Source organism: Chitinophaga sp. (assembly GCF_039596135.1).
In the GTDB taxonomy this organism is placed as follows: Bacteria; Bacteroidota; Bacteroidia; order Chitinophagales; family Chitinophagaceae; genus Chitinophaga.
Genome location: NZ_JBCNKH010000001.1, coordinates 426928 through 440145, shown reverse-complemented (window position 1 = coordinate 440145; position 13218 = coordinate 426928). Strand labels below are relative to the sequence as shown.

Annotated in this window: 11 protein-coding genes; 5 read left to right on the top strand and 6 right to left on the bottom strand. The window is 46.6% G+C overall.

The annotated features are described in order from the left end of the window. Positions 1–14 precede the first annotated feature (14 nt). From ABDW16_RS01880 to ABDW16_RS01870, 3 genes are all read right to left on the bottom strand, one after another. Positions 15–1214, bottom strand: coding sequence for an FtsX-like permease family protein (locus tag ABDW16_RS01880; protein WP_343667414.1), 1200 nt, complete (start codon positions 1212–1214; stop codon positions 15–17). After that, the gene (locus tag ABDW16_RS01875; RefSeq protein WP_343667413.1) at positions 1211–1861 is read right to left on the bottom strand and encodes an ATP-binding cassette domain-containing protein; all 651 of its coding nucleotides are present in this window, start codon (positions 1859–1861) and stop codon (positions 1211–1213) included. The genes ABDW16_RS01880 and ABDW16_RS01875 overlap by 4 nt, the downstream gene beginning before the upstream one ends. A gap of 83 nt (positions 1862–1944) precedes the next feature. Next, positions 1945–3684 carry a DUF4836 family protein gene (locus ABDW16_RS01870; protein ID WP_343667412.1) on the bottom strand — a complete coding sequence of 580 codons (1740 nt, stop codon included), beginning with the start codon at positions 3682–3684 and terminating at the stop codon, positions 1945–1947. Positions 3685–3928: 244 nt separating this feature from the next. Between ABDW16_RS01870 and ABDW16_RS01865 the strand changes: the two genes are divergently transcribed. Beyond that, positions 3929–4216, top strand: a complete 288-nt coding sequence (locus tag ABDW16_RS01865) for a YciI family protein (protein ID WP_343667411.1) — start codon at positions 3929–3931, stop codon at positions 4214–4216. A 70-nt stretch (positions 4217–4286) separates the two neighbouring features. On the opposite strand, the gene msrB is transcribed toward ABDW16_RS01865, so the two are convergent. After that, positions 4287–4727 carry a peptide-methionine (R)-S-oxide reductase MsrB gene (gene msrB / locus ABDW16_RS01860; RefSeq protein ID WP_343667410.1) on the bottom strand — a complete coding sequence of 147 codons (441 nt, stop codon included), beginning with the start codon at positions 4725–4727 and terminating at the stop codon, positions 4287–4289. Positions 4728–5008: 281 nt separating this feature from the next. Between msrB and mutL the strand changes: the two genes are divergently transcribed. After that, the gene (mutL, locus tag ABDW16_RS01855) at positions 5009–6892 is read left to right on the top strand and encodes a DNA mismatch repair endonuclease MutL (RefSeq protein ID WP_343667409.1); all 1884 of its coding nucleotides are present in this window, start codon (positions 5009–5011) and stop codon (positions 6890–6892) included. Positions 6893–6929: 37 nt separating this feature from the next. Here mutL and ABDW16_RS01850 read toward each other — a convergent pair whose 3' ends face one another. Further along, on the bottom strand, positions 6930–8387 hold the full coding sequence (locus ABDW16_RS01850; RefSeq protein WP_343667408.1) for a gluconokinase: 1458 nt from the start codon (positions 8385–8387) through the stop codon (positions 6930–6932). Positions 8388–8504: 117 nt separating this feature from the next. On the opposite strand from ABDW16_RS01850, the gene ABDW16_RS01845 reads away from it, so the two are divergent. The 3 genes from ABDW16_RS01845 to ABDW16_RS01835 all read left to right on the top strand — a co-directional run bounded on the left by ABDW16_RS01845 (position 8505) and on the right by ABDW16_RS01835 (position 11902). After that, positions 8505–9953 carry a Gfo/Idh/MocA family oxidoreductase gene (locus ABDW16_RS01845; protein WP_343667407.1) on the top strand — a complete coding sequence of 483 codons (1449 nt, stop codon included), beginning with the start codon at positions 8505–8507 and terminating at the stop codon, positions 9951–9953. Between the two features lie 117 nt (positions 9954–10070). Beyond that, entirely contained in the window at positions 10071–11174 is a 1104-nt protein-coding gene (locus tag ABDW16_RS01840; RefSeq protein ID WP_343667406.1) for a carboxypeptidase-like regulatory domain-containing protein, read from the top strand. Positions 11175–11278: 104 nt separating this feature from the next. Further along, positions 11279–11902 (top strand): hypothetical protein, encoded by a 624-nt coding sequence (locus ABDW16_RS01835; protein ID WP_343667405.1) that lies wholly within the window; start codon positions 11279–11281, stop codon positions 11900–11902. Here the strand turns inward: ABDW16_RS01835 and ABDW16_RS01830 are convergent. Beyond that, on the bottom strand, positions 11899–13167 hold the full coding sequence (locus ABDW16_RS01830) for a D-alanyl-D-alanine carboxypeptidase (RefSeq protein ID WP_343667404.1): 1269 nt from the start codon (positions 13165–13167) through the stop codon (positions 11899–11901). The genes ABDW16_RS01835 and ABDW16_RS01830 overlap by 4 nt on opposite strands. Positions 13168–13218 lie beyond the last annotated feature (51 nt).

Genomic DNA, 13218 nt, shown 5'->3' with positions numbered 1-13218 from the left:
AAGAATAGATTGAATTAACTGATCTCGTTGATATATCGCCTTACACTCCGCAGGTTCACGATGTATACCAGTATGATCACCAGTACGGCTGCTCCGGCGGTGCCAGGGCTTATCCATGAAGGTACAAACATCTTATTTGCTGCAAGTATACCAGCTGCTTTCCATTGCAATACCGCAATAAATGCCAGTGCAATGATTGCTGTAAATATATACAAAGGCACGAATTGCCGCATCAGGTATCGCTGCAATTGGCGGGGTGCAGTACCTAAGGTGACCAGCAGTTGTATTTCTTTTTTACAACTGGCAATCACTACCTGTATGAACATGCTGAAGACTAACAACGCAAAGAGCAATAATATCAAACCAAAGAAGCCGATTACAGAAACGATGGTTTGCAAAATTACTTTTGTTTTGCTGTATTTGAGTTTGTCCTGGTTAGTGCTATACCCTTTATCTTCCAGGTATTTGACCAGTACAGGATTGGAAGGATCTTTTGTTTTGATGATCACGCGGCTGGGGGCAGTAGTCTGTCCGCTGCCAAACTTTCCATTCGCCCAGTCCATAAAACTACCTGGCACGAGGAAGGAAGAAATTCTGTCTGAAAATCCAACGATTCTACCCGTGAATTCCTGTGTAAGCAGCCCTTTGGAAATCGTGATTTTCATGGGGAGTGCTTTGATCGTCTCGGGAGAAATCTGTGGCAATCCCTGGCTCAGCGCAAAGCCGAAGTTGTATAGATTAAGGAAATCGTTTGGCAGAATAATAGGAATGGTATTATCCCCCGGTTGCCATTTCCAGTCTTCATTTTTTACATCAATGAAAGTATCGGGTACGGCTTCAAAAAACATATCGGTATAGAAGTGCATATCGCCGGGGGCAGCGGCAGTAACCTTGTACTGGTTGGAGGTAATAAAGCCAAAGGCAGCGGTGAATGGCTGCTTTTTGATATCGGCTATTTCTTCAGGGGTGAACACACTTTTTTCCGGCTGCCCCATCATATCGTTGGTGATCTTCTTGTTGATAACAAGAAAGTCTGCGCTTTCATTCTGGTTCTGCTGGTTGTAGAGCAACTGATCAAAGTCTGTATGCATCTGTATAGCCAGCAGCAACAGGAACATGGCAATACCCAGGCCGGCAGTAGCCATCACCAGGCGGCCTTTGCCTATGCCGGTCTGAATAATCTTTTTGAGTAAGCCAAAAAACGATTGTTTCATAGATTGAAATGTATGTCGTAGGCAAACCTGCTGTCATTGTCCAGGTCTGTTAAAATAAACCCGGCTTTGCGGGCATGGCATTCTTCTGCAATCAGCTCAGCTGCTTTTTGTGCATTAGCATCGTCCAGATGGCTGAAGGGTTCATCCATGATGAGCCATTCGAATGGTTGTACCAGTGCACGGATGATGGCGATGCGCTGACGTTCTCCGTAAGAGAGTGTTTTGCCGCTTTGGCTCAGGATGTGGGACACGCTCAGGCGGGCTGCCATTTCTGCAACCTTTTCAGCGGTGCAAAATGGATTGGGTAGCATTACTCTCTTAAGCTCTATATTTTCCTGTGCGGTGAGTTGGTCAAAGATGCGGAGGTCCTGGAAGACGACGCTGACCTGCTGCTGGCGCATGCGGGCAATCTGTTCTTTCTTGTATGCATCCCAGGATTGGCCATCCACCAGCACCCGTCCGGTATAATCGTTCCGGATGTTGTACAGGTAGTGGACCAGGGTGGTCTTGCCTGTACCCGATGGTGCTTTTATTTTCACAAAAGTGCCGGGAGTAAATGTAACAGCCTGGTTCCAGATCTCCGAAGTACGCTGCAGGATTTTGTCCCTGAGGGGAATGGGAACCAGGTTTTCTAGTTGTAACTGCATATTGCGATTCATATTTTTTAAATCAAAAGATCATCCTGCTCCGAATGAGCAGGATGATCTTTTGATTTAAAATTTCTGTGTCTTTAATATACTACTGATGTATCTGCCTTCTTTTCTTCCTGTACAATTTTGGCAACATTGGTACCAAGATTCACCAGTTGAACCAGGCTGTGCTCATCCTGTTTCTTAAAGTTCAGTACTACTTCAGAATGCTGTGTCTTACCATCGAAAGGATGGGTAATAGCAGTGGCATCTTTCAGCAGGTCTTTTACCTGGCTGGCAATGGCTTTGCCGCTTTCAGGAATTTGGTTGTCAGGAATAGCAGCACTTATCTTTTCGAAGTTGATATAAGCACCCATTGGGTTGCCATTGATTTTGCTGACGAAGCTATTGTCCAGTCCACCGGCTTTGCTCCTACCACCCAGGTAAGCATCCAGCGTAGGCTGATCGTTTGCTACAGCAATCAGTTTATCGTCGATAGACACTGCTGGCATACCTGGCTGTTGAGCCATTTCTGCCAGTACATATTTGTCTCCTTTTTTGGTTACAAATGTCTGCAGGGCAGGTATGCTCATTACTTTTTCAAAAGCTGCCTTATCCCCTACTTTCATGGCAAACACCCATTTCAGGTCAGTCCTGGTTACGGAGTCTTCCGGTACGATAGTGCTTGGTGCTTTTCTTACATTCAGGTCAGAAGCTGCAAAGAACATCTGGCCGTTGAAGGCGTTCAGGATATCGTCCAATGTCAGGTTCTGATTACCGGAATACATACGGATACTGATATTTGCCATACCATCCAGGCCGGTTGCTTTTACGATATCGCCTATCATACGGAAGTCGAAACCGTATACCATAAAGCCAAGGATATTGTCAGAAGGATATTGTTCCAGCAGTTTTACGTCTGCTTCTGATTTACCATATTTCTTGTAGATCTCAGACAGGTCTTTACCAGCATACGATACACCGTCCATTACCACTTTACCTTTCTCGAAGTTTATGGCGCCGGTATAGTAGCTACCTTCCAGCAGTTTCTTCAGGTTTGCAGGAATAGCGGAACCCTGAGAAGCATACATTGGTTCAGGGTTTACATATACGCTCAGGTCAGCATTGTTCTTGAGCAGGTCATGGAATGCAGTGATGTCAGCTGCAGATTCGTCTTTTTTCAGGTGGAAGAGGTGATCGGCCTCTGCTACCCAGGTAGCTTCGGCATCGGTCGATTCGTAACGAACCTGTGTAGCCACGGCGCTATCTACAGCGCTGCTGTCATCCTCATTTTCATCGAAACCGCCACCGGGAATACCGCCTGGTATACCACCATTCTTCAGTTTGTTGGCATCTACACCACGGATGTAAATGACAGTTTCCTTGTTCCAGCCGATTACAGCATCCTGGTCAGCTTCCCATACATACTGGAAGTCAGTCTTCTTTTTCAGGGAGAAGTTCGGCAGGGTCTTTTTCAGGTAAGCTTCGAACTTGCCAGCATCTTTCAGGCCACCGGTGAGGGTCACGTAAGACTGTTGGTTATTGTTGAATACAACAGATACGAAGAAATTATTCTGAAGGTCCACACCCGAGTTTTCAGCATCTTTCCATGCTTTCATAGCAGGATTGGCGGTATCCTTATCCTGCAATATGGAAATCACTTTTTCCATGGTCAGACCGTTGGTCACCAGTTTATTTGTGATCTGCTTGCTGTTGATGCTCAGCACCACACCTGCGGTTTTAGGGATATATTTGCTTTGATCAGGTACTTTCGAACATGCAGACAATATAACTGCCGCAGTAACAGCAGTTAACAAAACTTTGGAAAACATTTTTGTCATAAAAAGGGGATCTGAAATTTAATAATATAGATATACTGGATGCTAAAGTACTTTGTTTTTCGTTAGTAAAGCTATGAGTGGATAATATTAAGTTACAGCTTTTTTAGATATGTGGCTGTTTTCAGGGATATCGCAATCCATTCATTTATATTGAGTATTATAAAATTAAATGCTGCAATAGTTTTATACCTTTGCACTAAGGTTTCCAATCATGATCACTAAATCCTATTATTGAAACGCTATCATGTACCTGATCCTGTTACAATATATCAGACCTGTCGCTGCCATAGAACACTATATGGAGCAGCATAGAGCATTTCTTGACAAGTACTATAAGAGTGGTAAATTTATTTTGGCAGGTCGCAGGAAACCTAAATCCGGTGGCCTGATCATATGCAAAGCAGGGAGTCGCAAGGAAGTAGAGGAAATCATGAGCGAAGATCCGCTGGACAAGTTCCAGCTGGCGCTGTATGAAATCATCGAGTTTGAGCCTACCTCCTATGTCAACGAGCTGCAGGCTTATCTGTCGTAACTACTATTATGCCAACAAAAAAGACTGACCAAAGTCTATTCAGTCAGTCCTTTTCCTGTATGTAATACATTTACTGCTTGTCACCCTCGAAATCGAGGATAACAGAATTGATGCAATACCGTAAGCCTGTTGGCGGAGGGCCGTCGTCGAATACATGTCCGAGGTGGGCTTTGCAGCGACCACACATTACTTCGGTCCGGTGCATACCGTGCGAATTGTCAGGAGCATAGATGACACTGCCTTTGGTCACCGGTTCAAAAAAGCTGGGCCAGCCGCAGCTGCTCTCAAACTTGGCATTGGATACGAACAGTGGGTTGCCGCAGGCGGCACAATAGTAAGTGCCATTATCTTTTGAATTCCAGTATTTGCCTGTAAAAGCCCATTCTGTGCCTTTTTCCCGTGCTATATGATACACTTCGGGAGTTAAGCGCTTTTGCCATTCTTCATTAGTCAGACTCACCTTGTTGGTATCCGTCCGGGAATATACATCACTCTTTTTTTCGTCTTCCATATGCTGATTTTTTCCCTAATCAAATACGTTTTTATACTGCGAGGGTCAAAATTATCAGATTCCCACAGTAGATGGTTGAAAATCACGGCGATTAACGACTTGTTAACAAGGTGGAAATGTTAATAACATATCCACACTATCCCCAAAGCGCCGAAAGGCCCGCCAATACAGCACTTTGTGGAAATAACAAAACGCTAGTTCACATTTTGCCAGCATCTTATCCCCGCCTCCGGAATCAACAGTAAACTTTCCTAACTTTACGGCATAAAGGCACATTATACGTGGCGAACATTATCAATCTATTACCAGACAACATAGCCAATCAAATCGCAGCAGGTGAGGTGATCCAACGGCCAGCTTCAGCAGTGAAAGAACTGCTGGAAAATGCGGTGGACGCTGGTGCAACGGAAATTCAACTAATCATCCGGGATGCCGGAAAAGAACTGGTACAGGTAATTGATAATGGTAAAGGAATGAGTGAAGCAGATGCCCGCATGTGTTTCGAGAGGCATGCCACCTCTAAAATCCAGACCATTGAAGACTTGTTCCAGATCAGAACGATGGGCTTCCGGGGTGAAGCGCTGGCTTCAATCGCCGCCGTATCGCAGGTCGAACTGAAGACCCGTATGCGCGGTACAGACATTGGCACTTATATCGAGATCGACAATAGTGCCGTCAGGAAACAGGAACCCTGCCAAACGGCGGAAGGAACCTCTATTGCAATGAAGAACCTCTTCTTCAACGTACCAGCCCGGCGTAACTTCCTGAAAAGCAATGCCGCCGAGATGAGACACATCGTAGATGAGTTCATCCGGGTAGCCATGGCTTTTCCACAAATCCAGTTTACCCTCCTCAACAATACACAACAGCTCTTCTACCTCGAAAAAGGATCCCTGAAGCAGCGTGTCATTGCTATCCTCGGCCAGCACTACAACTCAAAGCTGGTAACTGTAAAGGAAAGTACTGACTATATGGACGTTCACGGGTTCGTAGGTAAACCGGATGCCGCCAAGAAAACCAGGGGCGACCAGTTCTTCTTTGTCAACAACCGCTTTATCAGGAGCCCCTATCTGAACCATGCAATCATGACGGCCTATGCCGATATGATCCCGGCAGATAGCTATCCATTATACGTACTGTTTATAGACCTCGATCCGGGGCATGTGGATATCAACGTGCACCCGACCAAGCAGGAAATCAAGTTCGACGACGAAAAGGTGATGTATGCATTTGTACAGTCAGCTATCAAGCATTCACTGGCACAATTCAATGTGATGCCCACCCTCAACTTTGAACTGGATCCCGATATTCAGCAACTGGATGCCGTGAGCCAGCCATTTACCGCTGAGCGCCAGGAACAGTCCGCCACTACTTCACTGTACAAGAGCTTTACCCAGGCCAACCAGGCACACGTGATCGATAAGAGCAGCAGTAACCTGAAACACTGGAAAGACCTTTACGATATTGGCAAATCCTCCGATTCTTATAGCAGGGAAGAGCGGGAAGCACCCCTGACACAGCCATCACCGGCTGTGGGCTTCGAAAGCCGGTCATCTACCGCTTCTGTGATTGACGAACGCTGGCAGGACAATACCATCGATCAGAAAGTACCCGTACAGGTACACCAGCAGTTCATCCTGTCACAGATCAAGTCAGGCTTTATCCTGATCGATCAGCAGGCTGCACACGAGCGCATTCTCTATGAACGTTACCTGCGTGCCCTGCAGGAAACACCGGTACCGGCCCAGCAAAGCCTGTTCCCACAAACCCTGCAGCTGCCACCAGCCGATGCTGCCCTGATCAGTGAAATGCTCCCTGACCTGCAGGTGCTGGGTTACGACCTGGAACCTTTTGGCAACAATACCTTTGTAGTAAGAGGTACACCGGCAGATATCCAGAGTGGCAACGAACAGGCTAGCATCGAAGGACTGCTGGAACAGTTCAAACACTACAGCAGTGAACTGAAGGTTAATAAACGGGAACAACTCGTGCGATCTATGGCGAGAAACAATGCCATCCCTTCCGGCAGATCACTGACCACAAAAGAAATGCAGAATATTATAGATGAACTTTTTGCCTGTGCCATGCCAAATGCGGCACCCGGTGGAAAGTATACGTATATATCATTTAAACTGACCGACCTCGCTAAGATGTTCGGCGGTTGATAAAAAAACAAAACGTCATGCCTCCCGGCATGACGTTTTACATAATAGGGAATACGGGTTTCAGGGCCTCGTATAGTTTTATATACACCTCATACCCTTTTTGATAAAGTTCCGCTTTGGCCGTGTCCGGTTCAAAAACGGTTTCCTCCCCCGCAGTAAGGGCTATTTTTAATTTCGTAGCGGCAGCCGCCAGCATCACGGCGCCCATTGCAGATGCATCACTCTCCTTCGTCATATACATGGGTTGCTGGAACACATCTGCCAGTAGTTGCACCCACTCTTTTGAGGCTGTAAACCCACCGCTCACTGAGATCTTCTTTACCTCCCCCGTCGTTTCTTCCAGGGCTTTCGTAATACTTAATAACCCATAAGCCATCCCTTCCAGTATCGCCCGCATAAAGTGCCATTGGGTATGCTGTGGTTGTACACCAATAAAAGCACCCTTTGCATGTCCATCCCATACAGGTGCTCTTTCTCCATGTAGATAAGGCAGGCAGATTACGCCTTCTGCTCCCGCAGGGGTAGCAAAGGCCTGTTGTAAACCTGCATCTATGTTCATCCCTGCTTTCAGAAATTTATCCAGGTACCATTGGAGCAATACACCTCCATTGTTGATAGCACCCCCTATTACAAAACGGCCCGGGGTCAGGATGTAAGTAAACAATCTGCTGTACTGATCCGTCATGGCAGCAGGTATTGCCATTCTCACGGCGCCACTGGTACCAATAGTCAGGGACGCATGGCCGGCATCGAGGGCGTTACTGCCTAGTTGTGCCAGGCAACCGTCGCTGGCGCCGGCTATGAATTTTGTATCCACAGGGATATTCAGCTCTGCCGCAATAATAGGGTCTAAGCCAGTGAGAATGGTATCGCTGCTCACCGCCTCCGGCAATTGTTTTTCAGTAATGCCCGCGAGACTCAGGGAATCTGCATTCCAGCGAAGTTCATGGATATTGAATAGCCCTGTAGCAGAAGCAATGGAATGATCGGTGATGTACTTACCGAAGAAATGATAGAAGATATATTCTTTAATGCCGATGAAGCAGGCAGCCTGTTTGTATAATTCCGCTTCATTCTCCTTCCACCAAATAATCTTGCATAATGGACTCATGGCATGGATAGGAGTACCTGTCTGCTCATAAATTTTACATCCTTGCGGAGTACCTCTCAGCTTGTCTGCAACGGCCTCACTCCTGTTGTCTGCCCAGATGATCAATGGCGTCAGTTGCTCCCCCTGTTCCGACATCATCATCACGCTGTGCATGGCACTACTGAAAGATATAGCCGCCGGCGCCTCCCTCATAGTAGTAGCTACATTACTGATCCCACTCTTCACTGCTGCCAGAATGTAGGCAGGGTCTTGTTCACTATATCCCGGCCTGGGTTGCCGTATAGTATATTCATGCTGGCAGTGCGCCTTTACGCTCCCATCCTCTGTTACCGCTATCACTTTGGCACTGCTGGTTCCTATATCTACTCCGATGATGTATGCCATTGCTATATTTTACCTTCTTTCTTTAAAAATAAATTTATAATTTAAAACCCGTATAAGACGCAAATAGCGATCCACGATATGGTATAAATCAGTCTCAACTAAATAAACATTGTTAATATGGTCCACGAAAAAAACACCCCGGGAAATCAGGTCTCCCGCCGATCGTTTCTGAAAGATGGCGCACTTGCAGCTGCCGGATTTATGATCGTGCCGCGTCATGTATTAGGTGGAAAAGGATTCATTGCACCCAGTGACCGCCTGCGTGTAGCTGGTATTGGCGTTGGCGGAAAAGGAGAAAGCGATCTGGAGGAAATTGCAAAAGGCCCTTCTGACATAGTCTACCTGTGCGATGTAGACACCCGCCGTGCTGCGAATAGTGTAAAGCGCTTTCCAAAGGCTAAGTTTTACAAAGACTTCAGGGAGATGCTCGACAAGGAGCATAAGAACATAGATGCGGTGACGGTATCCACACCGGACCACCAGCATGCTGTTGCTGCTATGGCCGCCATGCAGCTGGGCAAACACGTATACGTGCAAAAGCCCCTCACCCACGACATCTACGAAGCACGCATGCTTGCCGAAGCAGCCAAAAAGTACAAAGTCGTAACCCAGATGGGCAACCAGGGCTCCAGTGGCGATGGCGTACGCCAACTGCGTGAATGGTACGATGCCGGCACTATTGGCGATGTACACACCGTATATTGCTATACCGACAGACCTGTATGGCCACAAGGCATTCCCTGGTCAGACATGAAAGCTCCCGTACCTGCAGAACTGGATTGGGACCTGTGGTTGGGTACTGCCCCTTACAAAGATTACATTGATAAACTCGTTCCGTTCAACTGGCGTGGCTGGTGGGATTACGGTACCGGGGCCCTCGGCGATATGGGTTGCCACATCATCGAACCGCCATTCCGTACCCTGGGCCTGGGCTCTCCCAAGTCAGTAGAATGTAGCGTTGGTAGCGTATATGTAGATGAATTCAAGAGAGGCTACTTCCCTGAAAGTTGCCCTCCATCCTCTCACGTAATCCTGAAATTCGAAGATCACAAAGGCAAGGAAGTAACCCTTCACTGGATGGACGGTGGTATCCAACCTGAAAGACCTGAAGAACTGGGCCCCAATGAAGTAATGGGGGACGGTGGTAACGGCGCTATCTTTATCGGTACAAAAGGTAAAATGATGTGTGGTACCTATGGTCGCGATCCTAAATTGCTGCCTACCAGCCGCACCCAACAGGTGAAAGTACCACAGAAATATGCACGCGTGCCGGAAGGTCACTATGTACAGTGGGTAAATGCTGCTATAGCTGGTTATAACAGTGATAAAGACAAGGCGATCTCCTCTCCTTTCTCTATTGCAGGTCCGCTGACTGAAGCACTGCTGATGGCAAACCTGGCCATCAGAAGCTTCGACATCCGCAAGGAAGAAAATGGTAAAACCACTTATCCGGGCCGTTATGTAAAACTGCTCTGGGATAATAAGAATATGAAGGTGACCAACTTTGACGATGCAAATCAGTTCGTGAAGAGAACTTATCGTCAGGGATGGAGCCTGGGAGTATAAGATTTTTTTTGACCTTAATGAGGCTGGCTTGTAGTTGCAGGTCAGCCTCATGTATTGTAAATCAATTATTTACTATACCTTTATCGGAAGTGCTAATCCCGCTTTTTTCCTGATACTATGTACTGGTTAAGATTGTCCCCTCTTTTGTTACTATTGGTCGCAACTGCATGTAAAAAGACTATTCTCTCCGAAACAGTCAATCCCGTAGAAGAGAAGCCCACAGCCCCCTCCTCATTTCAGGGCCTGATCATAGATGATGAGCGGCACCCCATTCCCAACGCAATGGTATTTTGCGGCGATCTAAGCACCACGACTGATTCCAGTGGTCACTTTTCGCTTTCCAATGTCACGGTCGATACGAATGCTGCTGTTATCTCTGTTAAAAAAGATGGTTATATCAATGGGTTCCGTACCTTGATGGCGCATGCTTACGGCCAGCAATACCTGGAGGTGACCCTGAAGGCCAGGGATCTTACAACTTCGTTTTCCGGTAGTGCGGTGGGCAATATTGGCTTTACAGGTGCGAATATCGTATTCTCGCCCAACCAGATCCATACTGCCAGTAACCAGGTCTATAAGGGCACAGTAGCTGTGGCTGTAGATATCATTGTTCCTTCCGACCCAGACCATCCAACCCGCATGGCGGGCGATCTGAGAGGGATTGATAACAATGGTAATGTAGTGGGGCTGATCTCTTATGGCCAGGTGGCTGTTGACCTGCTGGATACCAGCCATGTGGCATTACACCCGGATGGTGAGCACCCCGTCAATCTTACTGTATCGATACCGGGTCCTTACCGGGCAAACGCCCCTGCCCAAATTGGCCTCTTTTACCTGGATACCGTCAGCGGATATTGGAAACAGGAAACACTGGGGTATAAACAAGGCAATGAATTTACCGGCAATATCCGGAACGGTACCCGCTGGCTTTTTGCAACTACCTATCCGCAGGTGACGCTGGATGCAAATATTCTGCAACAAGTTGGTGTACCGGCTGGCAATCTGCTCACTACAATAGCGACCAAAATTGACTTCATTCCCACCTACAGTTATACCAATTCCGCTGGCCGCTACCTGGGAAGAGTAGCCGCCAATCAGCCATTAGTTCTTACCCTCACTGATCCCTGTGGTAACCTCGTGTTCCAGAAAGAAATCGGCCCCTATAGCGCATATACCACCCTAGACCTGAATACCGGTAATCTGGCTATTTGTACTCCCTGAAAATCTATAGGTGTCCCAAATACGTTAATTAGGACGACTATTCCTGTGACCGATTGCCAACTATAAAAGAGTGATACATTATGCTGTACTGTATTCGGGGGTTTATGCCCATAATTTTGATGCTGTGCATGCTGACAGCCTGTAAAAAAGAATACAGCCTGGAAGGAATGCCGGGAGTACCCGTCGATTACGCCCCCTATACTAAAGGCGCTGTGTACCATTACATGTATAATACGCAAACCGATACCTCCTATTATTCCCTGACTATCACCGGCGATACCCTTATTCAGGGTAACACCTATTTCATACAAAGTGATGGTTATAACCTGCAATACAACAGGTACAGCGGGGGTATTTATTATTACTACGAACCTGCTTATACATCATCGACCTCCAGTCATCCGGCAGCCGTTCGCCCGGTATTGTATGACTATTATCCGCTAAACGGACACTGGTCCGATACGGTAAAAGCCACTACCTTTTCAGGAAATCCGGAAACAGCTCTACTGGATTATCATATTATTCAAAAAGGAACACCCAAAACTGTTCTGGGCACTACCTATTCGAAGGTGATAGGTGTAAAGCAGGACAGCTATATTATTATTGAAGGGAAAGCCTATAGCCTGGGCACCATCGGCAATTATTATTATGCAGATAGTGTAGGACTTATTGAAAAAGATTCTCCTACTGATACGATACGCCTGATCAGCTATTCTTTAAAAAACTAGTAGCTTTCATACACCTGCGTCAGGAAATGCTCCACTTCCCTTCGGACTGTGGAGGAGCTATTGTTGTGATTATTTACGAGCACACTGAACACCAGTGTTTTATTTTTCTTAGTGACAAGGTATCCGCTCAGGGCTACTACGCCTGTGAGGGTACCGGTCTTTGCATGTACAAACTGCTCCTTGTAATAATTCTTCAGCGTGCCTTTACCTCCTGTGGCAAACAGGCTATAAAGACGGGAAGTAGGATATGTTTTATACATGTCGGAGAGTACATACACAAAATCTCTCGGAGAAAAGAGATTGTAACGTGATAAGCCACTGCCATCGGCCCAGTTAGGGGTATCAGGCAGTCCTTTTAAATAGTGATCCAACATGTAGCTGATCATGTGCTGTGTACTGATCGTGTCAAAGAGTTTCCCCGCACACATCATGAGTGTTTGCTCTGCAAAGAAATTATCGCTTCTGTGCATCATGGGCAGAAAGAGAGAATCAGCGGGAATACCGTGCATAAGCTGCAAACCGGCAGGGGCCTGGGGAGCAATGTACACGGGCTTGTGCAGGGTATCCTGCAGGCGGAAAGCCAGGTCTTGCAAACCGCCGGTAATGAATGGCACTTCCTCCTCTTCCAACTTATTTACAGTACTATTGTAGCCCATAGAGAAGCGGTTGCTACGCTCATCCCTTTTTACTTCCAGCTCAGTGAGTTGATTATTTTTGTTGGTAGTGAGCTCGTACATCTTTGGAATGATGTACAGGCTATCTCCATGATGACGTAGTCTGGCTACGTTGCCATACATAGGCCATTCATTCAGCTCTGATTGATAGTAATCTGCATAATCGTTCCATGACCAACCATAGCCAAAGCGCGCATTCTCATTTTGGGCCGGAACAATTTCTATTTTCTTACTGGTTTGTTGCAGCAACCGGAAAGCTGGCTGCAGTGTATAATCCGGATGCAGGAAAGCCGGATCCGCTGTGCCCTGTACATACAACACTGAGTCAGTATCCAGGTATTTGATAGCAGGAAGGGAATCTCCGAGTAGCAACAAACCTGTGTACAGAGAAAATATTTTCATGTTGGAGGCGGGTGTAAAGTAGTGGTCCTCCTGGTAGTTATACCAATATTTACCAGTAGCAGGTTCATAGATACAAATGCCCACGTGCGCCTGCTTCAACGCTTTGCTGGCAAGCAATTCTTTTTCTGACCAGGTTCGGATTTTAGTGTACTGTGAAAACACGGGTTGTTGCAAAAGGAACAACAACATGACAACAAATAAGATTCTGCAATTCCTCATGCTTCAATATAATAAATAGTC

Coding starts and splice junctions, on each gene's coding strand:
- ABDW16_RS01880 (WP_343667414.1), bottom strand. CDS start 1,214: ATGAAACAATCGTTTTTTGGCTTACTCAAAAAGATTATTCAGACCGGC.
- ABDW16_RS01875 (WP_343667413.1), bottom strand. CDS start 1,861: ATGCAGTTACAACTAGAAAACCTGGTTCCCATTCCCCTCAGGGACAAA.
- ABDW16_RS01870 (WP_343667412.1), bottom strand. CDS start 3,684: ATGACAAAAATGTTTTCCAAAGTTTTGTTAACTGCTGTTACTGCGGCA.
- ABDW16_RS01865 (WP_343667411.1), top strand. CDS start 3,929: ATGTACCTGATCCTGTTACAATATATCAGACCTGTCGCTGCCATAGAA.
- msrB (WP_343667410.1), bottom strand. CDS start 4,727: ATGGAAGACGAAAAAAAGAGTGATGTATATTCCCGGACGGATACCAAC.
- ABDW16_RS01850 (WP_343667408.1), bottom strand. CDS start 8,387: ATGGCATACATCATCGGAGTAGATATAGGAACCAGCAGTGCCAAAGTG.
- ABDW16_RS01845 (WP_343667407.1), top strand. CDS start 8,505: ATGGTCCACGAAAAAAACACCCCGGGAAATCAGGTCTCCCGCCGATCG.
- ABDW16_RS01840 (WP_343667406.1), top strand. CDS start 10,071: ATGTACTGGTTAAGATTGTCCCCTCTTTTGTTACTATTGGTCGCAACT.
- ABDW16_RS01835 (WP_343667405.1), top strand. CDS start 11,279: ATGCCCATAATTTTGATGCTGTGCATGCTGACAGCCTGTAAAAAAGAA.
- ABDW16_RS01830 (WP_343667404.1), bottom strand. CDS start 13,167: ATGTTGTTGTTCCTTTTGCAACAACCCGTGTTTTCACAGTACACTAAA.